Annotated in this window: 17 protein-coding genes; 13 read left to right on the top strand and 4 right to left on the bottom strand. The window is 54.8% G+C overall.

Annotated elements, in window-relative coordinates:
• The first annotated feature begins 5 nt into the window (after nucleotides 1-5).
• From LOS79_RS18315 to LOS79_RS18300, 4 genes are all read left to right on the top strand, one after another.
• A complete protein-coding gene (locus LOS79_RS18315) occupies nucleotides 6-1,076 on the top strand; it encodes a sulfate ABC transporter substrate-binding protein (RefSeq protein WP_315411497.1) in 1,071 nt (356 codons plus the stop codon).
• Nucleotides 1,077-1,270: 194 nt separating this feature from the next.
• Nucleotides 1,271-2,053: an MBL fold metallo-hydrolase gene (locus LOS79_RS18310; RefSeq protein WP_315411496.1), complete on the top strand. Its 783-nt coding sequence runs from the start codon at nucleotides 1,271-1,273 to the stop codon at nucleotides 2,051-2,053.
• Between the two features lie 806 nt (nucleotides 2,054-2,859).
• Nucleotides 2,860-3,444 (top strand): GNAT family N-acetyltransferase, encoded by a 585-nt coding sequence (locus tag LOS79_RS18305; RefSeq protein WP_315411495.1) that lies wholly within the window; start codon nucleotides 2,860-2,862, stop codon nucleotides 3,442-3,444.
• Between the two features lie 51 nt (nucleotides 3,445-3,495).
• The gene (locus tag LOS79_RS18300; RefSeq protein ID WP_315411494.1) at nucleotides 3,496-5,223 is read left to right on the top strand and encodes an ABC transporter ATP-binding protein; all 1,728 of its coding nucleotides are present in this window, start codon (nucleotides 3,496-3,498) and stop codon (nucleotides 5,221-5,223) included.
• Here LOS79_RS18300 and LOS79_RS18295 read toward each other — a convergent pair.
• From LOS79_RS18295 to LOS79_RS18285, 3 genes are all read right to left on the bottom strand, one after another.
• Nucleotides 5,220-5,576, bottom strand: a complete 357-nt coding sequence (locus LOS79_RS18295; protein WP_315411493.1) for a hypothetical protein — start codon at nucleotides 5,574-5,576, stop codon at nucleotides 5,220-5,222. The two genes, LOS79_RS18300 and LOS79_RS18295, sit on opposite strands and share 4 nt — an antisense overlap.
• 210 nt (nucleotides 5,577-5,786) lie before the next feature.
• Nucleotides 5,787-6,596, bottom strand: coding sequence for a Cof-type HAD-IIB family hydrolase (locus tag LOS79_RS18290; protein WP_315411492.1), 810 nt, complete (start codon nucleotides 6,594-6,596; stop codon nucleotides 5,787-5,789).
• A 122-nt stretch (nucleotides 6,597-6,718) separates the two neighbouring features.
• Nucleotides 6,719-7,630, bottom strand: coding sequence for a DMT family transporter (locus tag LOS79_RS18285; RefSeq protein ID WP_315411491.1), 912 nt, complete (start codon nucleotides 7,628-7,630; stop codon nucleotides 6,719-6,721).
• A 231-nt stretch (nucleotides 7,631-7,861) separates the two neighbouring features.
• Here LOS79_RS18285 and LOS79_RS18280 point away from each other — a divergent pair, with 231 nt between their 5' ends.
• Entirely contained in the window at nucleotides 7,862-8,584 is a 723-nt protein-coding gene (locus LOS79_RS18280; RefSeq protein ID WP_315411490.1) for a metal-dependent hydrolase, read from the top strand.
• 295 nt (nucleotides 8,585-8,879) lie between these two features.
• On the opposite strand, the gene LOS79_RS18275 is transcribed toward LOS79_RS18280, so the two are convergent.
• Nucleotides 8,880-9,884 carry a lipoate--protein ligase gene (locus LOS79_RS18275; protein ID WP_315411489.1) on the bottom strand — a complete coding sequence of 335 codons (1,005 nt, stop codon included), beginning with the start codon at nucleotides 9,882-9,884 and terminating at the stop codon, nucleotides 8,880-8,882.
• A gap of 619 nt (nucleotides 9,885-10,503) precedes the next feature.
• On the opposite strand from LOS79_RS18275, the gene cobD reads away from it, so the two are divergent.
• The 8 genes from cobD (at nucleotide 10,504) to LOS79_RS18235 (ending at nucleotide 25,859) form a co-directional block, all read left to right on the top strand.
• Complete coding sequence (cobD, locus tag LOS79_RS18270) at nucleotides 10,504-11,595, top strand: threonine-phosphate decarboxylase CobD (RefSeq protein WP_315411488.1); 1,092 nt, start codon at nucleotides 10,504-10,506, stop codon at nucleotides 11,593-11,595.
• Nucleotides 11,596-12,680: 1,085 nt separating this feature from the next.
• Nucleotides 12,681-17,651: an S-layer homology domain-containing protein gene (locus LOS79_RS18265; protein WP_315411487.1), complete on the top strand. Its 4,971-nt coding sequence runs from the start codon at nucleotides 12,681-12,683 to the stop codon at nucleotides 17,649-17,651.
• A gap of 197 nt (nucleotides 17,652-17,848) precedes the next feature.
• Nucleotides 17,849-18,598, top strand: a complete 750-nt coding sequence (locus tag LOS79_RS18260) for an adenosylcobinamide amidohydrolase (protein ID WP_315411486.1) — start codon at nucleotides 17,849-17,851, stop codon at nucleotides 18,596-18,598.
• Nucleotides 18,595-19,560, top strand: coding sequence for an adenosylcobinamide-phosphate synthase CbiB (gene cbiB / locus LOS79_RS18255; RefSeq protein ID WP_315411485.1), 966 nt, complete (start codon nucleotides 18,595-18,597; stop codon nucleotides 19,558-19,560). Before LOS79_RS18260 ends, cbiB begins: the two co-directional genes overlap by 4 nt.
• Before the next feature lie 625 nt (nucleotides 19,561-20,185).
• A complete protein-coding gene (locus tag LOS79_RS18250; RefSeq protein ID WP_315411484.1) occupies nucleotides 20,186-21,091 on the top strand; it encodes a histidine phosphatase family protein in 906 nt (301 codons plus the stop codon).
• Between the two features lie 1,096 nt (nucleotides 21,092-22,187).
• Nucleotides 22,188-23,648, top strand: a complete 1,461-nt coding sequence (locus LOS79_RS18245; protein WP_315411483.1) for an aminotransferase-like domain-containing protein — start codon at nucleotides 22,188-22,190, stop codon at nucleotides 23,646-23,648.
• 13 nt (nucleotides 23,649-23,661) lie between these two features.
• Complete coding sequence (locus LOS79_RS18240) at nucleotides 23,662-24,630, top strand: D-alanine--D-alanine ligase (protein WP_315411482.1); 969 nt, start codon at nucleotides 23,662-23,664, stop codon at nucleotides 24,628-24,630.
• Nucleotides 24,627-25,859 (top strand): aminotransferase class I/II-fold pyridoxal phosphate-dependent enzyme, encoded by a 1,233-nt coding sequence (locus LOS79_RS18235; RefSeq protein WP_315411481.1) that lies wholly within the window; start codon nucleotides 24,627-24,629, stop codon nucleotides 25,857-25,859. The genes LOS79_RS18240 and LOS79_RS18235 overlap by 4 nt, the downstream gene beginning before the upstream one ends.
• The last annotated feature ends 78 nt before the right edge of the window (nucleotides 25,860-25,937 follow it).

Raw genomic sequence — 25,937 nt, 5'->3', positions numbered from 1 at the left:
CCGGTATGAAGCTTATCAGAAGGAGCAGACAACTGCACGGATGGCCGGCTGTCTTAATGCTGGCTGTACTGGTACTGATTATAGCGGGCTGCGGTAACGGCAATACGGCGGAAGACCCGGCTGAGGGTGCCCCGCAGGGCGATCTGACGCTTGTCATTGGTGCTTACAGTGTGGTGAAGGATGCGATGGGTGAAATTCTGCCTTTATTCGCGGACAAATGGCAGGCGGAGACCGGACAGAAAATTATATTCCAGCAGTCCTATGAGGCCTCCGGAACCCAGGCACGGGCTATTGCCGGCGGCTTCGAGGCGGATGTCACCCTGCTCGCGATGGAAGGTGATGTAGAAAAGCTCGTCAAAGCAGGCCTGGTGGAGAAAAGCTGGAAGGAGCACGGTGAGGCCGGAATGGTGACACGTTCGGTTGTCGCGCTCGGAACACGGGAAGGCAATCCGAAAGGGATTCATGATTTCGCGGATCTGGCGAAGCCGGGGGTAAAGGTGCTGTACCCTAATCCGAAGACCTCGGGCGGCGCGCAGTGGGATATCAATGCGATCTATGGCGCTGGGCTGAAGCTGTCTGAGGAGCAGGAAGGAAAGAAGGACCCGGCTGCTGCGAAGGCTTTCCTGGAGAGTATACATGCGAACGTGGAATCTCTGGATAAAAGCGGACGGGCGTCGATGGCGGCCTTCGAATACGGTGTGGGTGATGTAATCGTCACGTATGAGAATGAGCTGCTGGCCCGGATTGCCAAAGGGGTCAAGTATGAGGTCATCATCCCGCAGAGTACGATTCTGATTGAGAATCCGGCTGCTGTGGTGGACAAATATGCAGATAAGCACGGCACGCGCCAGGCGGCGGAGGCGCTGGTGGATTATCTGAGTACACCGGAGGCGCAGGAGGTATTCGCCAAATTCGGCTTCCGTCCGGTGAACGGGCAGGTATATGCTGAGCATGAGAGCGAGTATCCGGTGCCTGACGGCCTGTTCGATATCAGCTACCTTGGCGGCTGGGAAGAAGTCCGCACGACGCTGTACTCTAAGCGCGGCATCTGGTATCAGGTGCTGGCGGGAATCTGAATATGATGATTATGAGAAGAGCTGTTCTGCGGTGGAGATGCTGCAGGACAGCTCTTTATTTGTCTGCGGGAAGCGGGCAGAATATGTTATAGAAGTGAGGTACGGGATGCAAAGGAACAGCGGCTGTTTTATAATAAATGGGTTAAGATACCGGCGTAGAGTACTATATTAGAGCAACTAAGGAGGGCTGGCTTATGGATACATTGATATTTACGGGAACCGGGGATGCCATGGGCGTACCCCGGGTGTATTGTGACTGTGAGACCTGCACGGAGGCAAGAACCAGCGGACGCAATATCCGGCTGCGCTCTTCTGTGCTTATAGATAACGGCAGTAGTTTCCTGGCGATTGACTGCGGGCCGGACTGGCGGCGGCAGATGGAGCTGCTGGGGCACCGCGGCATGCGCAGGCTGCTGGTGACGCATGCCCACTTCGACCATATCGGCGGACTGCCGGAATGGGCGGACAGCTGCCGCTGGATGGGCTACCGGGGGGAGCTCTATGCTCCGGCGGAGGTCATCCCTGTGATACAGCGCCAATATCCGTGGCTTAGCGGGCACATCGATATGGTTGCCTGCGATGACGGCCTGGTGCTGGACGGCTGGCAGATTGACACCTGGCGGGTCAACCACGGCAAGAACGGCTACTCCTATGCCTACCGGCTGGAGAAGAACGGCTATGTCTGGGTCTACTGCCCGGACTCAATTTCCCTGGGGCCGGAGGAAACGAAGCGGATGCATGGCGCGGATCTGCTGGTGCTGGGAACCAGCTTTTACTATGAAGCGGCGGAGCTGTCCACACGTTCGGTTTACGATATGACAGAGGCAGCCGAGCTGCTAAACATTGTGCAGCCGCGCAGGGCGGTATACACCCATATGTCGCATGATGTGAATCTGGAGAAGGATTATATTTTACCGGAGAAGGTAACCCTTGCCGTTACAGGGATGAAGCTGCCGCTGTATCACGAGGGGACTTAACGCATCACAGAATGAAGGAAATGCTGTGCTGCGTTATTTAGCAAAGCGGGCCGATTTGGATGGTTTGGAGGTGCTCTCATAGAACGGCTAAAGAAGGAATTGATATTTAATCTCTGTTTAATCTCTTTTATACTAAGTGCTTTTTACAGTGCATTGGTCATAAATGTTAACAATTCATTAGTCTCAAGCACTCCATACGTTAGTGATCCAGGTCAGGCTGTTGTATTTGTGTTATTTTTTCTGTTATTATTCTTTTTCCATATTGTGATCAGTTTCCTGAACTATGCTGTTGCAGTAATATCACGAAACAATCTCTTTATACGACTTATTGCCATTAATGCACTAGGACTAATTTTGATTAGTATCCTTTATTTTATTATAAAGGACTTGAGTGTACTGTTTCTGATCTTCAGTTTTTGCATTTACTCTATGGTGCTGATATGGAATAACCGTAAACCTGACAGGCTAATCGACGGTAGTAAATAAGCTGAAAAGCTATCTTCCTGCAATAAAAGGAAGGTAGCTTTTCTTATGAGATCCGGCGTTCCAGCTATACAGGCCCATTTTCAGCCTCAAGACCGAGAGGCAAATCCGCCTCCCGCCGCTGAGAGGTCTAACCCTATTTCTGTAAACTGAGGGATAAGGGCAAAAGAAGCAGAGTGACTGCATTTACAGATTCCATTTCTATGAAGTTAATGTGTATTTTTCTTAATTTGCAAAAAAGGGAGGACACCCTATAATAACATTGGTAAATTGGATTATTTTGTATGTACCTAAACCGATATGTAGCGGAGGCTGAAATCATTATGAGTGAGAAATCTTTTATACCGGTTATGCTGGATATTCCAGAGAGCTTTGAAACGCAGCGGCTGCTTATCCGGGCCGCGCAGTCCGGGGATGGGGCGGAGATGAATGCGGCAATCGGGGAGAGCCTGAACGAGCTGCAGCCGTGGATGCCGTTTGCCCAGAGCCTGCCGGCGGTGGAAGAGACCGAGCAATACGTCCGGGAGTCGAGGATCGATTATCTCAAGCGCTCCATGCTGAATATGCAGATTTACAGCAAATATGACGGAAGCTTCATCGGCAACATCGGCCTGCATCATATCAACTGGGAGACCCGCTGCTTCGAAGCCGGCTACTGGATCAGAAGCTCGCAGGCGGGTAACGGATTTATTACGGAAGCGGTGAACGGGATTACGGACTTTGCCGCTAGAGAGCTTGGGGCGGAGCGGATTGAAATCCGCTGCAGTGCAAGGAATCTGCGGAGTGCGGCTGTTGCCGAACGTGCCGGCTTTACCCTGGACGGGGTCCTGCGCAGCAGTACCCGTGAATCAGACGGGGAGCTCCATGACAGCAAAGTGTATGCGAAGGTGCGGGGAACAGAATTTTAAGGAGCTGATAATGTGAAGCAGAAGGGTGCTTTCAAGAGATTAAGTACATACATGCTGAAGCACAAACTGATTTACGCGGTATTGCTGGCGGTTACCTTGTTCAGTATCGTGCTGGATCTTACTATGGCCTGGTTTCTGGCCCGGATTACGGATGCGGCGGTCCGCCTGGATGTGGAAGCCTTCAAAGGGCTGGCCTGGTTCGGGCTTGCTTTTCTTGCAGTGGTCGGAGTGAACACCTTCTTCGGTACCTATCTCAAAACGAATATATCCGCCAAAATCAGAAACGAGCTGCGCCGTGACCTGATGGGACATACGCTGGCGCTGCCACAGTCGTATTTTGACCGCAAGCATTCCGGTGATCTCTTGTCACGGTTCACGAATGATAACCAGTCGGTCGGTGAAGCCTGCGGACATGTAATGCTGGACCTCCTGCGCAATCCGCTGCTGGCTGTGGCCTCCTTCGCTTACCTGGTCTACATTAACTGGCTGCTGGCGCTGATCTGTCTGTCCATCGGCCCCTTGCTGTTCCTGGTCGGCAAAGTGTTCGGCAATGCGATGCGGGTTAACAGTGTGCGGGTGCAGGAGAATATGAGCAAGGCGACGGCCTTTCTGAATGATATTCTGGGCAGCAGCATGGTCTTCAAGGCCTTCTCCATCGAGCGCAGACTTCAGAAGCAGTACACCGGCTATAGTGACAGCATCGCTCTCGGGGAGCGGAAGAAAGCGAGAATTGAAGGAGCAACCGGGGCACTGTCGGCGCTGCTTGGAAATCTTACTTTCCTGCTTGCACTGGTGATTGCCGGCTGGTTCGTAGCCAAAGGCTCGCTGGAGGTTGGTGCGATGATCGCCTTCATTCAGCTGATGAATTATCTGGTGGGGCCGTTCTCGGCGCTTCCGGGATTGGTCGCTTCCATGCAGCAGTCGCTGGGGGCGGCGGAGCGGATCTTCGAGGTAATGGATGCTCCTGCGGAGGTAGAGGTGCTGCCGGAGCAGCAACAGAACCCGCCTGAATTCGAGCTGCTGGAGCTTGACAAGCTGAGCTTCGGCTATCCGGAGAGTGAGAAGCAGAGTCTGAGCGGGGTCAGCCTGGAGCTGGAGCGCGGGAAGCAGATGGCGGTGGTCGGCCCGAGCGGCGGCGGCAAATCCACACTCTTCAAGCTGCTGCTCGGTTTCTATGAAGCGGATGCCGGGGAGATTGTCATTAACGGCGAGCCGGTTGCCGGAATGCCGCTTACACAGCTGCGGAGTTATTTCGCTTATGTGCCCCAGGAGTCAGGACTGTACACGGGAAGTATCCGGGATAATATCGGGAGCGGCAGGCAGGGAGCGACGGATGAAGAAATTATAGAGGTGCTGAAGCAGGCGAATGCCTATGAGTTCGTAATGGAGCTGCCGGACGGCATCCATACGGAGATCGGTGAGCACGGCTCCAGATTGTCGGGCGGGCAGCGTCAGCGCCTGTCTATTGCCAGAGCGATGCTGAAGAATGCGCCGATTCTGCTGCTTGATGAAGCCACGGCTGCCCTCGACAATGAGTCGGAGAAGATGGTCCAGCAGGCGATCCGCAAGCTGATGAAGGACAAAACAACGCTGGTCATCGCCCACCGCCTCTCAACCATACAGAATGCCGACATCATTCTGGTAATGGAGAACGGGGAGATTGTGGAACGGGGCGGACATGAGGAGCTGCTTGCGGCCGGAGGACGGTACTCCGATCTCTACAATTCCCAGCTGGAGCAGGAGTCCGGGGAGGAGCAGCTGGCTGCCGTATCCTGCTAGAGGGAGTCGATGGCCTGGATCACCAGCTTCAAGGCGGTAATTCTTCGTGCCAAAAGCGTTTTCTGCGGACCGCCTTCCTTTGCTTTGGCAAAGCTGTGTTCCACAGAAGGGAGCAGTCCGCTGATCACTTTGCGGGCTTCGGCTGCATCTTCACGGGTATACTGCTGTGGTGTATGCTTCCAGATGCCTTCCAGAACGGCTAAGCCAATATTCATGGCATTCAGCCGTTTCTGTACCAGGGTTGTATTCGTGCCGCTCTGCGTCATCTGGGATAAGGCGCTTTCGAGTTTCTTGATCGTCGATTGCATAGACTGGATAGACTCCAGCTGGTCTGCTGCGGATATGTTCTCCATGTATAATCATCCTTTCTTCATAGTGATAGGGATAACATTGTAAGTCAGACGGCTCAGCCGGCAAAATAAAAGGGTGGCGCACTGCTAGTTCAAGCGATGAACCGGCGGAACGCCACCCTTTTTCACAAGATAAGAATTCATAGATTTTGGGGTCCCCGCAAAGTACCTGAGTCCGCCTCGAAGCTTTGACATCACTTTGTGGGGTGTGTGTTATGCTTCTTGGCCTGCACCAAGAATGAACTTGTCGATGGCAAACTTCACGCCGTCCTCATTGTTGCTGAGGGTAACGAAATCTGCGATCTTCTTCAGGGCAGGAATGGCGTTTGCCATGGCTACACCAAGACCTGCGGTTTCCAGCATCTCATGATCATTCCAGGAATCGCCCATCGCCATCGTCTCGGACAGCTCGCAGCCGAAATGCTTAGCCAGAAATTCGAGAGCGAGCCCTTTAGTGCCTTCATGATGCATGATTTCGAGGAAATGCGGCTTGGATTTCGTAATATGGACCGAATCGCCAAGCAGGCTGCGCAGAATCGGGGACAGCTCGTCAAGGAAATCAGGATCGTCGATGATGAGGAGTTTTGGTGTTTTTTGCGGGACAAGCTTCTCCCAGTCAGGCTCAACGTAATATTGTGTCTTGTTTAAGGTAGTGTAATCGATCAGCTTCTGGTTCTCCTCACGGGCATACAGCTTGTCGTCGATGTAAGTCTGCAGGTGAAGATTATGCTCTACGCAGTACTCGAACAGCTTGCGCACGGCATCCTGCGGTACATAACGCTCATACAGCACTTCTTCATCCAGGAGGTTCTTGATGAGTGCTCCCTGGTAAGTAATGATCGGCACATTCAGGCCGGTCTGGCGGGCGATGGCCTGCGCAGAAGCATAAGCGCGTCCCGTTGCGAGGGTAACCACTACGCCTGCGGCAACCGCCTGCTCCAGCGCGGTTTGTGTAGCCGGGGTGACTTCCTTGTCGTCATTAATCAGAGTGTCGTCGATGTCAATCGCAATCAATTTGTACATTTGGATTCTCTCCTAAAGGTTTGGTTTAGCCTGGCTGTCCGCGATTTTTCTATATAAAAGAAGGCGGCACCCGGCTTTCTGTGTGCTGCAGTAAAGCTGTAATTCATTGCTAAGCCGGCGGCTCAGCTCTCCGCCTGAGTCCTGGCCGGGGCCGGACTCAGCTCGGCCAGCAGCATAGCGGCCAGGATGCAGCCGCAGCCGAGCAAGGCGGATATTCCAAGGGTCTCCCCGCCGAACAGCAGGCCGGTTACTGCGGCGAATACCGGCTCTGTAGCATAGATAATCGCCACCCTGGACGGGGTGGTGTATTTCTGGCAGGCCGTCTGAATCCAGAAGGCGAAGGCACTGGTCGGGCCGATGGAGATCAGCATTGCCGTGAGCACCTCGGGCTTCGCGAGCAGCTCTCCGCTGTGCATCAGCGGTGCCGCTCCGTCGACCAGCAGCGAAGCCGCGAGGCTGAAGAGGCCCACAAAAGCCAGCTGGAGCGCAGCCAGCGGCAAAGCCGGATAACGCGGCGCATATATGCCGGTATACGCAATCTGCAGGGCAAAGGCGACGGCGCAGAGCAGAATCAGGCCATCGCCAATGTTCAGGGACAACGCTGATCCGGTAAAGGTCAGCAGGTACAGGCCTGCTGCTGCTAGGCCGGCACTCAGCCACGTATACCGGGAAATGGCATGCTTCAGCAGTGCCAGCGACAAGAACGGGACAAGTACCACCGACAGCCCGGTAATGAAGCCGGTATTGGAGGTGGTAGTGTACAGCAGCCCCATCGTCTGGAAGCCGTAGCCGAGGAACAGGAAGATGCCCAGCAGCAGCGCATGGAGAACCATGCGCCAGCTCAGCTTCTTCCACTCCTGCCGGTAGAAAAGCCCGGTAATCAGTGCAAGCAGCAAGGCTGCGCCTGTAAAGCGGATGCCGTTAAAAGCCAGCGGCGGCAGCACCCTGACTGCGGATTGCACAAGAAGAAACGTACATCCCCACATCATCGCCACCAGCAGCAGACTTAGATCGGCGATTCGGGAGCGGGCCACAGAGGTCATCCTTTCAGGGCTGAATGAGTTGTCCAAATTGTATCCTAAATCAGTGGGCAGGACAAGCCGTAACTGCACAGCAGCCGCAGCCGGCAGGGCGGAAAACAGGCACGGGCTGCCATAAGCTGGACAAACCGGACAAGCCTTGGTATACTTCGATAACCGTACACTTGTTCTTATAATAAGAGCAGCCGGAATGATTATACCTGTATTGTAAGGAGCGGATTCATCATGATGGGCAAATCCCATTTAGTTATCAGCACCGGGATTACCTTATCCGCCATGAGCCTGCTGGGGCTGGAAATTACCCTCCCGGCGGTCGCAGTAGCTGTAGTCAGCTCGCTGCTGCCCGATATTGACGAGCCGAACTCCTTGCTGGTCCGTAAAGCGGTCCCCGAGTTTGTCCTGCGCATGCTGCAGGTATCTTTAATCGGCGCGGCGATCTATCTGTATTTCGCCGGAATTGCTGCTCCGCCGTGGAATATTGCGCTGTCTTTGCTGGTCGGCAGCGTATCCTTCCTGCCGGGGCGCCGGCTGCGGCATCTGGTGATGCTGCTGCTAGCGCTGGCTTTGTTTGCTTTTGCCGGTGCATATGAGCCATGGAACTACATCGCTGCCTGTGTGCTGGTAGTAGCCTCTGTTGTTCCGCACCGGGGAATTACGCATACGCTGTATGCTGTTGCCGGCTGGGGAGCGCTGCTCTATTTCGTTTCAAGCGGCATGAATGACGGCGGCAGCCTCTGGGTTGCCGGTAGCCTGTCCTACGCCCTGCATCTGCTCGCCGATTCCTTGACCCAGCGCGGAATTACTCCGCTGCCTCCGCTGCCGCTTAAGCTGCGGCTGAAGCTGATGAGCACCGGCACGAAGAAGGGCAATGCGGTGGAGAAGGTGTGCGTGATCCTTACGCTGCTCCTGGTTGTCTATGTATTTGTTCTTACGCCTTCACTGGTATGAAGCACAGAATGCACAGGGGCAGGGCAGCGCAGGCTTTAAGTGAAGACCGGCAGGTTATCCGCGTATACGGAAGGCCGGACATGAGCGGAAACCGGGACGTGAGCGAAAACTAAGGCATGAGCGAAAAAAGACGTAACAAGTATGGGAAGAACCCCGCTATATGCTGCACAGGGTGCAGGATAGCGGGGTTCTTTTTTTAACCATTATAGCATTTCGAAGAATTCGGAGTCTCCCGCAAAGCACCTGCGTCAACATCCTGCCCAGGCTTCATAGTGTGGGGAGATTTGAGCTGCGGCTATTCCTCAAGAAACACAAGTCCGATGAAATCCTCCGGCTCAATCCGGCCGAAATAATGCTTCAGATCGAGATCGGCCAGCGCCTGGCGTACCTCTGCTTCTTCATAACGCTTGCCGCGCAGCGCATTCTCGACATCTGCGACATCGCCGACGCCGAAGAAGTCCCCGTAGATTTTGATCTCGCGGATTACGGAATCTTCAATATCCATGCGGATATCGACAAGTCCGGCCGGGAATTTGCGGGTATGCTTCACATTGCTCTTCGGCGATAAGCCGTAGTTCCAATCCCAGTTCTGGTAGTGCTCCTTCGAAATTTCATTGATCCGCACCCAGTCGTCCATGGTCAGCTTGTACTGCGGAACCTCAGAGGCCTCCATGCCGAAGATGGAACGCAGCAGGCCTTCGCGGAATTCCTCAATTGTCATATCCGGATTACCGAGCAGCTCCTTGATATTGGCGACACGGCTGCGTACAGATTTCGTGCTCTTTGATTTGAACTTCTCCGGATTCACATTGAGTGAAGCTTGTACATCATCCAGATTAAGGTCGAACATCAGGGTGCCATGGCTGAACATGCGTCCGCGGGTGGAGAACTGGGCGTTGCCGGAGATTTTCTGCTCCCCGACCTGAAGGTCATTACGTCCGCTCAGCTCCGCATTCACGCCCATAGATTGCAGGTAGTCGATGACCGGCTGGGTAAATTTCAGGAAGTTATGGAACGACTGGCCGTCGTCCTTAGTTATGAAGCTGAAGTTCAGGTTGCCTAAGTCATGATATACCGCACCGCCGCCGGACAGACGCCGGACGACTTGAATATTGTTGTCTTTCACGTACTCCTGGTTGATCTCTTCGATCGTATTCTGATGTTTGCCGATGATGATGGACGGGCTGTTGATATAAAAGAGCAGGTAGCTGTCGTCCATCGGCAGGTTCTTGAGCGCAAACTCCTCAATCGCCAGATTGATCGACGGGTCTGTAATTCCGGTGTTATCAATAAAAAGCATAGTGATTCCTCCGCTTCACCATAGTAAACTGCTGTATTTATTCTAAACCAAAAGGGAGATTATCACAAAAGCAAAAGCGGGAGGGAGGAGAAAGGGCGGGGGCTCCGGCGTGCTACCGCAAGCGCATTGACGTACTTAAGGCTCCGGGCTGATAATTGGGAGAATGAACGCTGTGAGTGTTGCGGCTGGGAAGAATGTGAGAGATAAGGTATTTGGGGGAGCGGCAACAGGTGGAGGTATAGCTGATAGGCGGCAACAGGTGAAGTTAAAACTATTTATTTTGAGGTTGTGATTTTGAACTTAAGATTAGTGAGGAAATAGAGAATTCATTCTATTGTACTTTGTACATTAGATTGCAGTAGAATAAGCCCGAAAATAGAATCTACTGTATTTTGTACACTCGTTTCTTGTGTTGTAGGCAGTTTAAGGTCATTTCCCCGAAAAGCATTGTACGAAATACAATAGAATGGATTTTTCGCGCATTTAGCAAGGAATCAAATGTATAAAATACAATTGCCTCATTGTTATAGGCGTTCTCCTATCGCTAATATACCTTAATGCTTCCAGTTCAAGCCATATAACGTAATGTTAGCTGATTAATTGTAAAGGGAGTGTATCTATGCTGGAAAAATATGGCCACGGTGGTGATCTGCTGACGGCGGCTGAGTTATACGGGGGAAACAGCGGCGGCTTTGTTGATTTCAGCGCCAATATTAATCCGCTGGGGCCGCCGCCTGGAGTGCTGGCGCTTCTGCGGGATGCCGTGACAGCGATTACCGCTTATCCCGATCCGGGGCACCGGAGGCTGAAGGCGCTGCTCGCGGAGGAGTTGGGGGTCGGTCCGGACTGGATTACCGTCGCGAACGGAGCGGCCGAATCTATGGCCTTGCTGCTGCTCGCGGTGGCGCCGCGCCGGGTGGGTATCGTCGAGCCCTGTTTCTCCGAGTACCGTCAGCTCGCGGAGCAGTTCGGTGCCGAAGTGCTGTCCGTGCAGGGGACAAGCGGGAAGGATTACCGGGCTTCCGTGGAGGCCATATCCGGCCTGCTGGAGCAGACTGATCTGCTGTTCCTCGGCCAGCCGAACAACCCGAACGGCGTCCAGTATCCGCTGGACGAGCTGCGGTTCCTGGCCCGCAAGGCTGAAGCCTGCGGGACGGTGCTGGCGGTGGATGAAGCGTTCATCGACTTCATCCCTGAGGCGGACCGGATATCCCTGCTGCCGGAGCTGGGGGCTTACCGTCATGCGGTGCTGGTGCGCTCGATGACGAAGTTTTTTGCCATTCCGGGACTGCGGCTGGGCTTCACGGCCGCTAGCCCGGAGCTTGCCGCGGCGATGAGCGGCAAGCAGGTGACCTGGAGCGTGAACGGCCTGGCGCTGCTGGCCGGGGAAGCCTGCCTGCAGAGCGGCGACGGCTACGGGCAGGAGACGCGCGCGCTGATCGCAGCCGAGCGGCAGCGGCTGCGGCGGGGCTTGCTTGAGCTCGGCTGCGGGGTGCCGCCGGGCGAAGCGAACTTCCTGCTGCTGCGGCTGCCCGCGCCATGGACCGCAGCAGCGGTACAGGAGCGGCTGGGCCGCCGCGGCATCCTGGTGCGCAGCTGCGCGATGTATCCCGGCCTTACGCCGGGGCATATCCGCGTAGCGGTCAAGGGCGGCGCAGACAATAGCCGTCTGCTGGTGGAGCTGGGGGCGATACTGCAGGCTAGGGTGTGAGGTCACAATTTATGAAGGTGGGACAACCTGAAGCGGGCCAAATGTATGCGGAAAACCGAACACAATGTGCCACTACGAAGGTAAACGGGCCAAATGTATGCGGAAAACCGAACACAATGTGTCACTACGAAGGTGAACAGGCCAGATGTATGCGGAAAACCGAACACAATGTGCCACTACGAAGGTAAACGGGCCAAATGTATGCGGAAAACCGAACACAATCGCAATGTGCTGCCACGAAGATTAACGAGCCAAATGTATGCGGAAAACCGAACACATTGTGCCACTAAGAAGGTTAACGGACCAAATGTATGCGGAAAACCGAATACATTGCGCCTCCCCCACTGTTAAGGTAGTAGAAATCCTGCACGAAATACAACATTCGGGGCCGTTTACTGCACCTAAACAACAAAATGTTGCACAAAAAGCAGCAATTCTACTCTACCAGCTCCTTTTGAGCAGAAAATTTTGTATTTCCTGCAACAATCCGTGTGTGGAACAGGAATTCATTGACTGCAAATTGCACAATGTACAACTTTGGAGCAGGGGAGCAGGGGAGCAGGGGAGCAGGGGAGCAGGAGAGCAGGAGAGCAGGAGCGCAGGAGCGCAGGAGAGCAGGGGAGCAGGGGAGCAGGGGAGCAGGAGAGCAGGAGAGCAGGAGAGCAGGAGAGCAGGAATACAGGTGTGTCGCCCAGCCCCCCGGCCCCCCCAGCCCCGCAACAGCTAGCATCCCATAGCTGTAATGTACATAAACGGCTTTCGCGTGAATAACCAATCTATACCCTGGTTGTTCTCTTCAACAATCTATTTTCCGCCCAAACGGCTGCGTATCCTGCAAAGGAGGCGCAGCCGTTTTTTGCTTGCTTAAGCGGGTTGTCCGCCCAAATGCCGGTTACAGCCCGCGATGAGGCGGTGCCTTCCTATCCTTTTACCGCCTAATTCCCTGCCAGCATTCCATGGTTTGCAGTAACCGTCCGCCCGTAAGAGAAAGAGGTAAAAAAAGTCGGCGGGAAGTAAAGATATTCGTATGTTTTAATATCCCGGTTTTTTATATGCTTAAACAAAATAGAGATGGAGGTTAGATAATGCTCAGAATACCGCTCAAAAAAATGACGGTCATGCTCTTAATGGCTTCACTGGTTCTGACTTCTGCCCCGCTGGGTCTGCCGGAGGCAGCCTTTGCAGCAGAAGGTACGGATACCGTCACAGGATCCGCCGCACTTGATATCAACCAAAGCAAAGTACAAGGGGAAGACTCGCTTGACCTGTCCCAGGTCGGCAATGTGGACTGGCTGCATCTGAAAGGCAACGGCCCGGAGCAGATGGTCCAGATCAGGAAGGCTGTCTCCAGCTCTGTAACCTTCAGCGTATACGGTAATGGTACTACCGGCACCGAGGGGAAAGCGGACCGGGGCGGTGATGCCAATTATCTTGCGTATTCCTGGGATGATGGCATGGCCGGTTATGAAAGGGCTGTCAAAGATACAGGGTTTGGCGTGTTTTATCCGAAGAGCAGCAGGGATGCAGGGAAATATGAGAATGTAGGCTGGACCTTCCGGGTAGCCCCGCAGCCGCAGGAGTCGACGGTCGTGTTTGGCATCGGGCTGTGGCAGGCCAAGGCTGCTGTGAGAATATATGCGGATATGCAGCTTATGGAGACGAAGGAAATCAACGCTGGCGGTACTTCGGAAGTGTACAAGTATCAGATCAAGGTGCCTGCCCATGTGGAGTTGAAAGTGGAGGGTCTGCAGGCAGAAACCTTGTCACAGTACGGCAATATGTCTTTCTCGGGACTGGCCGTGAGCAGCAAGGAGCTTGCGGACAAGAGCAAACTGCAGACTGCCTACAATCAGGTCAAAGACAGGCTTCAGGGCGTGTATACGGATGAATCCTGGCAGGATTTTGTGCAGGCAAGAGAAGCCGCCAAGAGTGTTCTGGAGCAGAAGGATGCCGCCCAGGCTGACATTGACAGTGCCTTAACCCGGCTGAATAACGCTCAGGCTGCGCTGGTAAGAAGAGATACGAATATCATGATCGATTATACAGGTGCCGCTGAGAATGAATATGAGTTCGGCGCCAGCGGGGATCAGCAGGACAGATATCAGACTTTTACCGTGAGTGACGGCTTTGAAATGCAGTATGTACAAGTAAATGTGCGGAAAATGTCCAACAACGTAAGTGATCTGACGGCAAAATTATATGGGACAGACAGCTCAGGCCTGCCGGCAGGTGCGCCGCTTGCTGAAGCAACGGTAAGCAGGGACCAGGTTACGGACGGCGCTCTGACTGCCATACCGCTCAGCTACACGCTTGCAGGGAATACACGTTATGCCCTGGTGCTGTCGCAGAAGAATCTGTTCTCCGGCAAATACCGCTGGATGGTTATGAAGAGAAGCGGGGACACGGCAGGCGAGTATTTCGGCAAAAGTGTCTCAGGCGCTTTTCGATCAGAAGCACATCTCGGTACAGGAATCTTGCGGATCATTAAAAAGTCGGATACGGATAGAACCGCCTTGCAGGCTATAATCATTGAAATAGAGGATTATAACTATAACAGCAAGCTGTACACCGTACAGTCATGGTCCGCTCTGGAGGCTGCAATCAATCACGCGAAGCTGCTGCTGAATGATTTTGATGCCAAGCAGGAGGCGATTAATTCAGCTTACAGCGCACTGCAGTCGTCAAGGGACGGTCTTGAGTTCAATATGGACATGTCTGACATTGCCGTCCAGATCGACAGGATCAGCCGGGCGGTGATCAAGGGATATACTATAAGTTCGCTAAACAACCTGAATGAAGCGGTAAAAGCGGCCAAGGCGCTGGAGGCAAACGCTCCGGAGAGCGATAAGCTGGCTGCATACGCCAATGTTTTGAAAGCGGTTCATAATCTAAAGGTCTCGGGCAAATACAAGTATGAAACGAATGAGCAGATGACTGCGGCCTTTGGTTTTGAGGGGGATAAGAATGCCTCCCTTGCCTTCCTGGATGGCTCGTATCAGATCGGCGGAAGCCGTCCGGAGCAGCATGGCCCGGTTGCCCCCAAGCAGCTGGTTACCTTCGGAGTAACGGATACAAGCAACATCAAGTGGACTAAAGGGGAAGGCTATCTGCCCGAATTTATCAGTGAATATACGAAAAATAAAGTGGACTACAAGATTGAAACGTTCGCAAACAAGCATACTGTGGACAATAAGGATTATGTCATTAACTATTCCAGAATTACGGCTACGAATCATTCGGGTGATATAGTGCTTTTGCCGGTTGTCTCGGGCAATCTGGTGCCGGTCAATGCGGCTGCTGTAAATATGTATACTGTCCAGCCTGGCGCGAGCGTTGTGCGGGAATATGCGATTGAAGCGGATAAGTATGAGTATTTTGACAAAAATGTTACCCGGTTCACTTCCCTGACCAAAGAGCAGGTGGCCGGCCTAGGCTCCTTCGAAGCCAACTATAATGAGATGAAGGCTTACTGGCTGATGAGACTCTCCAAAGTGGCGGAGCTCAGTCTGCCGAACCAGGAGCTGGTGAATGCGTTCAAATCAGGTTACATTGATACGCTGATTATTAAGGATGATACTTATCTGCATGTGGGTGAGAACGGTTATGCCCGGTTATTTTCCCATGACACGCTGGGGATTCTGGTGAACCTGATTCAGAGCGGCGATTTCGCTCATGCGCAGGATTATCTGAAGAGCATTCCGCTGACAGGCGGGATCAATATTGAGACGGGCCAAGTGGACAGCAACCTGTACTGGGATACCAACTGGAAGATTCCCTGGGCTTATGCAGTGTATTTAAGCAAGACCGGAGACGCCTCGATCTTTGATGAGCAGATGACTGCTGATGACGGTACGACTGGTACTGTTTTTGAGAAACGGGTGAAATTCGGGGCCAGAACCATTGAAAGCGACCGCAACGCTGACGGCATTATGAAAAAAACGTACGCAATCGATTCAGAGGGCAACTGGACCATCGACAATTACTCCGCTCTGACCGGCCTGACCGCCTATGAATATGTAACACGCGAATTATACCGTTTGAAGAATGATGAATCCTATTTGCAGGAAGCGGAATGGGCAAAAGCAAGATATGATGACCTGTTAGCCAAATTCACAGCTAAGCTCCAGCAGACGATAACGGAGGAAGGTCTCGATTATATTCCGGCCTCGGTTGTTGAGACCAATGATGAGAACCGGATGAAGGATTCCAGGGATGCGAACTGGGCGTCGATGTTCCTGTTCGGCAGATGGCACTGGGACGGATACCTGTACGGGGCCGAGCAGCCGGAGGATAACATTAACCTGAAGCTGCTGGATGATACGTATACCTATGGGATCAACCGGCGGATTCAAGAGGATACAACCGATTCTCCGTACAACTTCGGGGGATATCCGCACGGCTTTTATTCAAGTGCTTATAATGCCGGATACGGCAGTGCTGCGCTGCGCGGGGAAGCATACCGGGATATGGGGATTAAAGCTTACGAGTTCATGATCGAGAATTCAATGAGCGGGCCGTTCAGCTGGTGGGAAGGAATCAATTATCCCGTATCGGGCAGCCCGTGGGCACAGACGAATGATCAGCTTAATCTGCAAAATACCCCGGGCGGCGGCGGATCAGCCCAGCATATGTGGGGACAATCGGTTAACTCCAAGGTGCTGGTCGACTCCCTGATCGGGGAGAGAATCTATGACCAGAATGAGAAGGTTGAGATTATTGCAGGCCGCGGTATCCCTAAGGAGTGGGTGCTGGATGCTGCGAAGAACAATAATATTGTGGCTGGTGTCCAGAACTATCCTGCACTGCAGGGCGGCAGAGTCGGATACAAGATTGTAAGACAAGATAACCAGCTCATTGTTACCTTCAACAGTGATTTGAGTCAGGCGAAGCTTGCAGCCGGCCAGGCCAGCTTCAGCGTTCAATTGCCAAGTATGGTGAACAATATTGCGGATGTCTCAGCAGGAATAGCAGATAACGAAAAAGGCAGCGTCACAGTTCCGTTAAATACAGCTAGCGTAACAATAACTTTGGGGGATCTGCCGAAACCGCTGGCGGTTAATCTGGATCAGGCGAAGCTTGAAATCGGATACGCTGCTGGAGATCTCAGGACTTCGGTGACGAAGAATGTTATTTTGCCGGCTGCCGGGGAGTATGGAAGTGAAATTACCTGGACCTCAAGCCACCCGGAGATCATATCAAGCAAAGGTGAGGTTGAGCGTCCGGCCGGTACAACCGAGGTGACTTTGACAGCCACTTTGCGGAAGGACGGGGCAGAGGCGCAGAAAAGCTTCGTGCTGACGGTCATAAAGGCGGACAAGCAGCCTGACGGCGGCACGGATCCGGATCCGGGAAACAATGGCGGTAATGGGGATGGCGGCAATAACGGAAATAACGGTAATAATGGTAATCCGGGCAATAACGCGGGGAATACTGGCGCTGCTGGAACTACTGGCGATAACGGCAGTATGGGGAATACAGGGAATACCGGAAATGCAGGCAACGGCGCAAGTGCCGGCCAGCTTGTGTTCAAGGATGTAGATAAGCATTGGGCCAAAGAGAGTATCCTTGCAGCCATAGAACGTAATCTGGTAAAAGGATACGGGGACGGCAGCTTCCGTCCGTACGGAGCGGTGACCCGCAGTGAATTTGCGGTAATCCTGGGCCGTGCGTTACAGGTGGAGCTTAAGCCATCCGTGCTGACGTTCAAGGACAAGGGCAGCATTCCTGCCTGGGCGGGTCCTTATGTTGCCGCTGCCGTCCAATCCGGCTGGATTACAGGCTATTCCGATCAGACCTTCCGGCCGGACGGGAAAATCACACGTCTGGAGATGATTGCCATGATCATCCGGGCGCAGGATGTGGAGACGGATGCGGCAGCTAAGGCAGCATATACAGATACGGGGGACATTCCGGCCTGGGGGCAGCCGTATGCAGCAGCCGCCTATGCAGCAGGGCTGATTGAAGGCAGAGGCAATAACCGGCTGGCTCCGCAGGAGCAGGCTACGCGGGCAGAGGCAGTGACGGTGATTCTTAGAATGCTGGAGAAGACTGAGTAGGAGCACAGGGGAGTATAACAGGCTGGCGTCCGGAAATCCGGGCGCCAGTTTTTATATAGTTGGACAATGAACCGGGGGCATGGCTCCGGCGTGATAATCGGCTGCAGTAATAGGAGTGATACAATGCCGACAAGATATCATATAATGATAGGATAGATTCTTGAATAGTCTTACTGTATGGAAGGAGCGGATGGAACATGGAGGAAGTACGGGTGAAGCTTCCCTTTAATCTGGCTGCCGGAGAAACGGAGTACCGGAGCGGGGTTTGGCAAGGATTAGTGCTGAAATGGCAGAAGGAACATCTGCTGCTGGAATTGCCGGCTGAAGCGGACAGTATATCGAGCGCGGTATACGGCGGAGGCATGGGCCGCTTGAAGCGGGCAGTGAATCAATTTGTCAGCCGGGATTACGAATGCAGCAATCCGGTACGTGACATGGAGGCGAAGCTGGTGGAGTGGGGCTATCCGCTGGAAGGCTGTGCCGGACTGATGACGGCTGTTCCGCTCGAGCATGCTGCGGTTGCCGAGGAGGATACGGGGTCAGCAGGTATTTTCTGCTGCGTGACTGCGGCTGCGGGCAATGCCGCCCGCGCCGGATCGCAGCGCAGCGTGCTGGCGGCTTACCGCCCGGGCACGATTAACATTATGCTTGCCATTGACGGATGGCTGTCGCCGTCTGCGATGGTGAATGCTGTGATGACGGCCACGGAAGCGAAGGCGGCTGCACTGGCGGATCTCGGCATCTCTGATGCCGAGAATGGTCTGCCTGCAACCGGGACGACTACGGATGCGGTTGTGCTTGCCGTAAGCGGAAGCCGCCGCTACGCTGCGGAGCATGTGTATGCCGGAACCGCCACGGATCTTGGCGGAGCCATCGGCAGACTGGTCTACAGCACGGTGACGGCAAGCCTGCGGTCCGTGAAGGCAGCGGAGGCTGAGCGGAAATGAAACTGGCAATAATCCTGCTGGCGGCCTATGTGGTGGACCGGATTGTAGGTGACCCGCGCAGTATTCCGCATCCAGTAATCTATATGGGCAAAGCGATCTCTGCAATAGAGCGGCTGATCCGCCGCTTCGCTGTCCGGCCCCGTGCCTTGAAGCGGGCGGGTCTGCTGCTCCCGCTGCTGATAGCAGGCGGGGCCTGGGGGCTGACAGCCCTGCTCGTCCTGCTGCTCGCCAGGGTATCTCCATGGCTGGCCGGAGCAGCGGAGGTATGGCTGATCTCCACGACGATCGCCTCCAAAGGCTTGAAAGATGCGGGGATGGCAGTGTACGCCGAGCTGCGTAAAGGGGATATCCCTGCTGCCCGCCGGGCACTGGGGATGATCGTCGGCCGGGATACGGCAGCGCTGGAGAGTCCGGAGATTGTCCGCGGTACCGTGGAGACGGTAGCGGAGAATATCGTTGATGCGATCATCTCCCCGCTGTTTTTCGCCCTGCTGGGGGGAGCGCCGCTGGCGATGGCTTACCGCGCCGTGAACACACTGGATTCCATGGTCGGCTATAAGAACGACAAATACCGCGACCTCGGCTGGGCTTCCGCCAGGCTGGATGATGTCGCTAACTACATACCGGCGCGGATTACAGCGCTCTTATTAACTTTATGTGCCTGGCTGCTGCGTTTGGACTGGCGCAGATGCTGGCGTACCGTGCGCCGTGATGCCCGGCTGCACCCCAGCCCGAACAGCGGCTATCCCGAGTCGGCAGTCGCCGGAGCCCTTGGCATCCGACTGGGCGGCGAGAATGTCTACCATGGTGTAGCTTCATTCCGCGCATATATGGGAGAGCCGCTGCGGACAATGGAGCCGGACGATATTATTGTAACCTCGCGGATGATGATGCTTAGCTCTGCTATCTTTGTCTGTATGTGCGCAGCTATTGCTGTTCTGTGGCACGGGATAGGAGGCTGAGCGGAGTGGGACGGCAAGGAAGCGCGGGTGTAAGTTTTTTCGCGGATGCGGATGAGGTTTAGTTAGTTCTGCCATCTTCGTCTGTGTGCTGAATTATTGCTGTGCTGTGGCACGGGATGGGGGGCTGAGCGGAGCGGGACGGCAAGGAAGCGCGGGTGTAAGTTTTTTGCGGATGAGGTTTAGTTAGTTCTGCCATCTTCGTCTGTGTGCTGAATTATTGCTGTGCTGTGGCATGGGATGGGTGGCTGAGCGGAGCGGGACGGCAAGGAAGCGCGGGTGTGAGTTTTTTCGCGGATGCGGATGAGGTTTAGTTAGTTCTGCCATCTTCGTCTGTGTGCTCAATTATTGCTGTGCTGTGGCATGGGTTGGGGGCTGAGCGGAGCGGGACGACAAGGAAGCGCGGGTGTGAGTTTTTTCGCGGATGATGATACTTAGTTTTGCTATCTTAGTCTGTTCGTGTATGTCTATTCCCTTATTATGGGTACGGATAGGTTGCTGAGCGGAGTGCTCATAGGCAAGAGAGTGCGGGTGAAAATTATTTCGTGGATGATTTTACCTGGTTTAGCTATCTTCGTCTATGTGCTTCCATTGCATTGTTATGACAGGAAATAGGGGGGCGGGCAGAGTGGAGATAGGTAACGAAGGTCATTTGAAGGGTTTAGATTTAGAGAATTGCAGTGACACAATGAATCCGGAGCGGCGGATTGATTTTGAACTGGTGCTTATACGCCATGGAAATACGACGTGGAATCAGGAGCGGCGGTATCTGGGCCACACTGATCTGCCGCTGTTGGCAGAGGAGCGGCACAAGCTGGCTGCGTTACAGCCACTGCCGGAACTGGCTGGTGATTTCCGGCGTGTCTACTGCAGTGACCTGCTCAGGTGTCGGGAAACCTTGTCTGCTATGGCGCCGCATCTGGAGCAGCAGGCAGCCTTTGATCCACGGCTGCGTGAGCTGAATTTCGGTGCCTGGGAAGGCTGTACCTATGATCAGCTCCGGCATAACAACAATTACCGCCGCTGGATTGATGACCCCGGATCGGTGACACCGCCCGAAGGGGAAAGCTGGGCGGGCTTTGAGGCCCGACTGGACCAGTTCTGGGGACAGCTGGAGCAGGAGCTAGAGCAGGTGCAAGTGCAGATGCAAGAGCTGGAGCTGGGGTTAGAGCGGGAGCTTGGGCAGGTACAGGTGCAAGAGGCCGAGCTTGCGGCTATAAACGCAAGTCGTACAAGTACCGGACTTGAGGATAGCACACACATCGTAAGTTCATCGCAGCCAGCTTCCCATCATGCTAGTCCGCAGCAGCAGGATTCAGCACCTAATCTTCTGTCTCGCGGCGGGCTCTCCAAGCAGCCCTCGCCTCTGCGGGTGCTGATCGTGACACATGGTGGCATTATCCGTCTGCTGTTGGCGCGGTTAAACGAAGGAGTAACATTCTATACAGCCGCTGCGCCTGCTCCCGGCGAGGTCATCGTTTTGACCCTTCGCCGTGATGAAGGAGCTTGGCGTGCAGTTTCGTTTGAAACGTAGCACACCCAGCCTGCTGGTGCTGATTCGGTTTTAACTTAGGGGCAAACTCGCTGTTAATTATCTCCGCAGCTTTTAATCCGGCCGCGAACATGGGCAATCTATTCTATTTATGCATTAATGCCGAATATGTCCTGTACAAGATAATGAGTAGCAAAAATGTACCCTATCTTTAGCCATCGATCGTAAATGGCAGAAATATGGAGCAAATGTACCTTTGATGCCAAAGTGCAAAAGTGCAAAGTGCGGGGGAAGAGGAAATAAGGGAATAGAGTGAAAAGTCCCTTTATATTGGCCAAAAATGGGAGATACGAAGAAAATAGAGTGAAAAGTCCCTTTAAATTGGCCCGAAATGGGAGATATGAGAGAAATAGAGTGAAAAGTCCCTTTAAATTGGCCGGAAATGGGAGATACGAGGGAAATAGAGTGAAAAGTCCCTTTAAATTGACTAGAAGTGAGATAGAAGGAAATTAGTGAGGGTAGCTTTCTATCATCATTAAAACTGTGAGAAATAGCCTACGAGAGCAAATGGCCGAAAATAAGGTCAGAAATGCCCGGGAATTCACCGTACTCGGGCGGACGGCCGATGTATGGCTCAGCCCGCGTCGCCGCCCGCCGCTCCCCGCGTCGCCGCCCGCCGCTCCCCGCGTCACCGCCCGCCGCTCCCTGCGTCGCCGCCCGCCACTGCCCGCGTCGCCGCCCGCCACTCCCTGCGTCACCGCCCGCCGCTCCCTGCGTCGCCGCCCGCCACTGCCCGCGTCGCCGCCCGCCGCTCCCCGCGTCACCGCCCGCCGCTCCCTGCGTCGCCGCCCGCCGCTCCCTGCGTCGCCGCCCGCCGCTCCCTGCGTCGCCGCCCGCCGCTCCCTGCGTCGCCGCCCGCCGCTCCCCGCGTCACCGCCCGCCGCTCCCTGTGTCGCCGCCCGTCACCACCGCTCTCCGATGCTCAACCTCGTCACCACCCCCTCATCCGTCCACCACTTTTCCCCTGTCTAATCCCTCCCGTCCCCGCAAAGAACCACAGCCGGAAGAAAATCCCGGGGCTGTGGTTCTTTTTTTACGGCGGAGTCTGTGCCATGATAGCTATGGGGGCGATAACGGTATGTTCAAGGATTTCAAGCTCATTGCCGGACGTCCGGTATATATCCAGGTGAAGGATTACATGAAGCATCTCATTATCAAAAGCGCGCTCCAGGGCGGACAGAAGCTCCCCTCTACACGGGAACTAAGCACGCTGCTCAAGGTTAGCCGCAACTCCGTTATCTCAGCGTATGAGGGGCTTGAGGATGACGGCTTCGCCTATACGGTGCAGGGGCAGGGGAGTTATGTCTCCCAAGGCGCAGCGGCGGGCCAGGCGGGACAGGAAGCCGCCAGCTGGAGCACGGACTGGAAAGAACGCTTAAGCAGTCATGCGCTGCTGGCGGAAGAGCTGGACATTATGAAGCGGGGGATACGCGCGGAGAGAGGCACGATTTCTTTTACCAGTATCGCACCGGATGAGAGCCTTTTCGAGCTGGATCATGTCAAACGGGCTTTTCTCGAGCGGATGTCTGTGGAGGGCAATGTTCTGCTGAACTACGGCTATGCCAAGGGCTATAAGCCATTAATAGAATATTTGAAGCGATATATGGAGCATAAAGGCGTGGACCTGCGCGGAAAGGATCTGCTGATTACGAACGGATTCACCGAAGGGTTCAACCTGGTACTCTCTGCGCTCGGCAAGCGGCATGGCAGAGTGCTCTGCGAGAATCCTACGCATCACACGGCGATTAAGAATCTGAAGCTGCACGGCTTCGGGATCCGCGGGGTGGCGATGGAGCGGGACGGCATGGATCTCGGTGAACTGAAGCGGGCGCTCGGAGAGCAGGAGTACGACTGTGCGTATCTGGTGCCTTCTTACCACAATCCTACCGGGATCGTCATGTCCCCCGAGAAAAGACACCGGCTGATGCAGCTCATGTCAGAGTACAAGGTGCCGGTCATCGAGGACGGTTTCAACGAGGAGCTGCGTTATTCGGGGGCCCATACGGCTCCGTTAATTGCTGCGGCAGGCGGCGGGAACAGCGTGGTCTATCTCGGCAGCTTTTCCAAGGTGCTTTTTCCGGGACTGCGGGTAGGCTGGGTGCTGGCGGATCAGGAGCTGATCTACTACCTCGAAAGTGTGAAAAGAGCCCAAACGATCCATACGTCGACGCTCGACCAGTCCATTCTGTACCAGTATCTGCTGGGCGGCAATCTGGAGAAGTACCTGAAGAAAGCCCGGCTGGAGTATAAACGCAAATACGAGCTGACGCTGGCCTGCTGCAAGGAGCATATTCCGTATGCCTCATTGTCGGGGGACGGGGGACTGCATCTGTTCATAACGTTTGCGGAAGGTTTCAATACAAGGGAATTGCTTGCGGCGTGCCACAGGCAGGGGGTTATTTTTACGGCGGGCGACATCTTCTTCACTGACGGTACAGGAAAAAATACGCTGCGGCTGGGCTTCTCCAGAGTGGCGGATGAGGATATTCGCAAAGGGATCGAGATTATCGGCGCAGCAGCACGGCAACTAATGGGATGAGGAGTGTACGGATATGATCAGAGTGGGTGTTATTATGGGCGGCGTATCGTCCGAATATGAGGTGTCGCTGAATACGGGCAGGGAGATGCTGAAGGCGCTGGATCCGGCAAAATATATCGGGATTCCTGTTCCCATCACTTCACGGGAAGAGCTGCTGGCAGGAGTTAATGGGCTGGACTTCGCGCTGCTCGCCCTGCACGGGACTTACGGTGAGGACGGCACTGTTCAGGGAACGCTTGAAACGCTGGGCATCCCCTATTCCGGGAGCGGGGTGCTCTCCAGCAGTCTCTGTATGGATAAAGCACTGGCCAAGACGGTGATCCGCAGCCAAAATATCCCCACACCCGACTGGCTGTGCTGGGAGCATATCAGTGAATATGACCCGGAAGCCGTGCAGCGGCTCGGTTATCCGGTGATGGTCAAGCCGAATTCCGGCGGCTCGAGCATCGGCATGACGAAGGTAAATCATCCGCAGGAGCTAAGGGGGGCGGTGGAGAAGGCTTTTGCCGCTGACCGGTCGGTGCTGATTGAGCGCTACACCGCAGGACAGGAGATTACCTGCTCCATTCTGGGGGGAGAAATGCTGCCCGTGATCGGGATTCAGTCGCTGGGCAGCGACTGGTTCGATTATACGGCCAAATACGAGCAGGGCGGGGCAGAGGAGCAGATTATCCGGCTGCCTGCCGGAGTGGAGGAACAGGTACGAGCAGCGGCGCTGGCCTGCTACCGGGCACTGAAATGTACGGTGTATGCCCGGGTGGATATGCTGCTGGCGGACGGAATTCCCTATGTGCTGGAAGTGAATACACTGCCCGGGATGACGGCAACCAGCCTGCTGCCGCAGAGTGCCGGAGCAGCAGGGCTTTCCTTCAGCAGGCTGCTGGATGAGATCATCAGCAGATCGCTGCAGGAGCGCGGAGGAATAGCGGCTGAATCGGAGCCGGAGCCGGAGTATGCAGGGCAAGGGGGCGGCCGATCATGAGCAGACATCAATCTGCGCAGCCGCGCCTGAGGCCCCTGCCCTTTGCCGCGCCTGGTGCCTTCCCGCGCAGCAGTGACCCGGTCGCTCCCCGGGTCAGGGAGATTCCGCCTTCGGGCATCCGGGCTTTTTTTGATCTTGCTGCGGGTAACAACGATATAATATCACTCGGAGTAGGCGAACCGGACTTCGCAACCCCTGAGCAGGTCCGGGCAGCCTGTATCCGCGCCCTGGACCGGGGAGAAACGGGATATACGCCCAACAGCGGTTTGATGGAGCTGCGGGAGGAGATTGCCGGATATTTAGCGGCAGGCTTTGGGCTGCCGTATGATCCGCAGGAGGAAATTCTGGTTACTGTGGGGAGCAGTGAAGCCTTGGATTTGGCGTTGCGGGCTTTCATTGTTCCGGGCGATGAGATTCTGATCCCTTCACCGGGATATGTTGCTTACGCACCGATCGCCCATCTGAACGGCGGAACGGTCGTGCCGGTGGAGACTGCAGCCGGGCAGGGCTTTAAGCTCACTGCTGAAGCACTGCGCCAGGCGATTACGCCGCGCTCCAAGCTGCTGATTGTTAATTTTCCGAATAACCCGACCGGAGCGGTCATGACTTATGAGGACTGGCTGCCGGTAGCGGAGGTAGTGAAGGAGCACGGGCTGCTTGTGATTACCGATGAAGTCTACGCCGAGCTGACATATGACAGCAGGCATGTAAGTCTGGCTTCACTTCCGGACATGAAGGACCGCACGATCTTAATCAGCGGCTTCTCGAAGGCTTTTGCCATGACGGGGTGGCGGATCGGTTATGCCTGCGGCAACAGCGGGCTGCTGGCAGCTATGCTGAAGATTCATCAATACACCGCCATGTGCGCCCCGGTGATGAGCCAGGTTGCCGCGATTGAAGCACTGCGCAGTGCGCTGCCGGATAAGGACCGGATGAAGGGCATCTTCAAGGAACGCCGGACTCTGCTGGTTGAGGGGCTGCGGGCGGCCGGCCTGCATTGCCATCTGCCGGAGGGGGCCTTCTACGCCTTCCCGTCCATTGCCCACACCGGGATGAGCTCGGAGGAATTTGCCTTAAGGCTGCTGAAGGAGGCGGGCGTTGCTGTGGTCCCGGGCCATGTATTCGGAGCCGTTGGGGAAGGCTATATCCGCTGCTCCTACGCAGCCTCGACAGCGAAATTAACCGAAGCGCTGGAGCGGCTGGGAAGCTTCATGAAGGTAAAAATCTAATTGTAAGATCATCCTGGATCACCTATAATCCTTTAAGGAAGATTTAGGGATATACAGCAGTTTATCGGCCTGCGTCTG

Origin of the sequence: Paenibacillus sp. MMS20-IR301, from assembly GCF_032302195.1 — a bacterium.
Lineage (GTDB): Bacteria > Bacillota > Bacilli > Paenibacillales > Paenibacillaceae > Paenibacillus_AQ.
Note: the sequence above shows the minus strand (reverse complement) of the source record. Positions and strands in the feature narration are given on the sequence as shown.

Excerpts from the sequence above, each read along its gene's own strand:
- LOS79_RS18315 (WP_315411497.1), top strand. The coding sequence starts at position 6 with ATGAAGCTTATCAGAAGGAGCAGACAACTGCACGGATGGCCGGCTGTC.
- LOS79_RS18310 (WP_315411496.1), top strand. The coding sequence starts at position 1,271 with ATGGATACATTGATATTTACGGGAACCGGGGATGCCATGGGCGTACCC.
- LOS79_RS18305 (WP_315411495.1), top strand. The coding sequence starts at position 2,860 with ATGAGTGAGAAATCTTTTATACCGGTTATGCTGGATATTCCAGAGAGC.
- LOS79_RS18300 (WP_315411494.1), top strand. The coding sequence starts at position 3,496 with ATGCTGAAGCACAAACTGATTTACGCGGTATTGCTGGCGGTTACCTTG.
- LOS79_RS18295 (WP_315411493.1), bottom strand. The coding sequence starts at position 5,576 with ATGGAGAACATATCCGCAGCAGACCAGCTGGAGTCTATCCAGTCTATG.
- LOS79_RS18290 (WP_315411492.1), bottom strand. The coding sequence starts at position 6,596 with ATGTACAAATTGATTGCGATTGACATCGACGACACTCTGATTAATGAC.
- LOS79_RS18280 (WP_315411490.1), top strand. The coding sequence starts at position 7,862 with ATGATGGGCAAATCCCATTTAGTTATCAGCACCGGGATTACCTTATCC.
- LOS79_RS18275 (WP_315411489.1), bottom strand. The coding sequence starts at position 9,884 with ATGCTTTTTATTGATAACACCGGAATTACAGACCCGTCGATCAATCTG.
- cobD (WP_315411488.1), top strand. The coding sequence starts at position 10,504 with ATGCTGGAAAAATATGGCCACGGTGGTGATCTGCTGACGGCGGCTGAG.
- LOS79_RS18265 (WP_315411487.1), top strand. The coding sequence starts at position 12,681 with ATGCTCAGAATACCGCTCAAAAAAATGACGGTCATGCTCTTAATGGCT.
- LOS79_RS18260 (WP_315411486.1), top strand. The coding sequence starts at position 17,849 with ATGGAGGAAGTACGGGTGAAGCTTCCCTTTAATCTGGCTGCCGGAGAA.
- cbiB (WP_315411485.1), top strand. The coding sequence starts at position 18,595 with ATGAAACTGGCAATAATCCTGCTGGCGGCCTATGTGGTGGACCGGATT.
- LOS79_RS18245 (WP_315411483.1), top strand. The coding sequence starts at position 22,188 with ATGTTCAAGGATTTCAAGCTCATTGCCGGACGTCCGGTATATATCCAG.
- LOS79_RS18240 (WP_315411482.1), top strand. The coding sequence starts at position 23,662 with ATGATCAGAGTGGGTGTTATTATGGGCGGCGTATCGTCCGAATATGAG.
- LOS79_RS18235 (WP_315411481.1), top strand. The coding sequence starts at position 24,627 with ATGAGCAGACATCAATCTGCGCAGCCGCGCCTGAGGCCCCTGCCCTTT.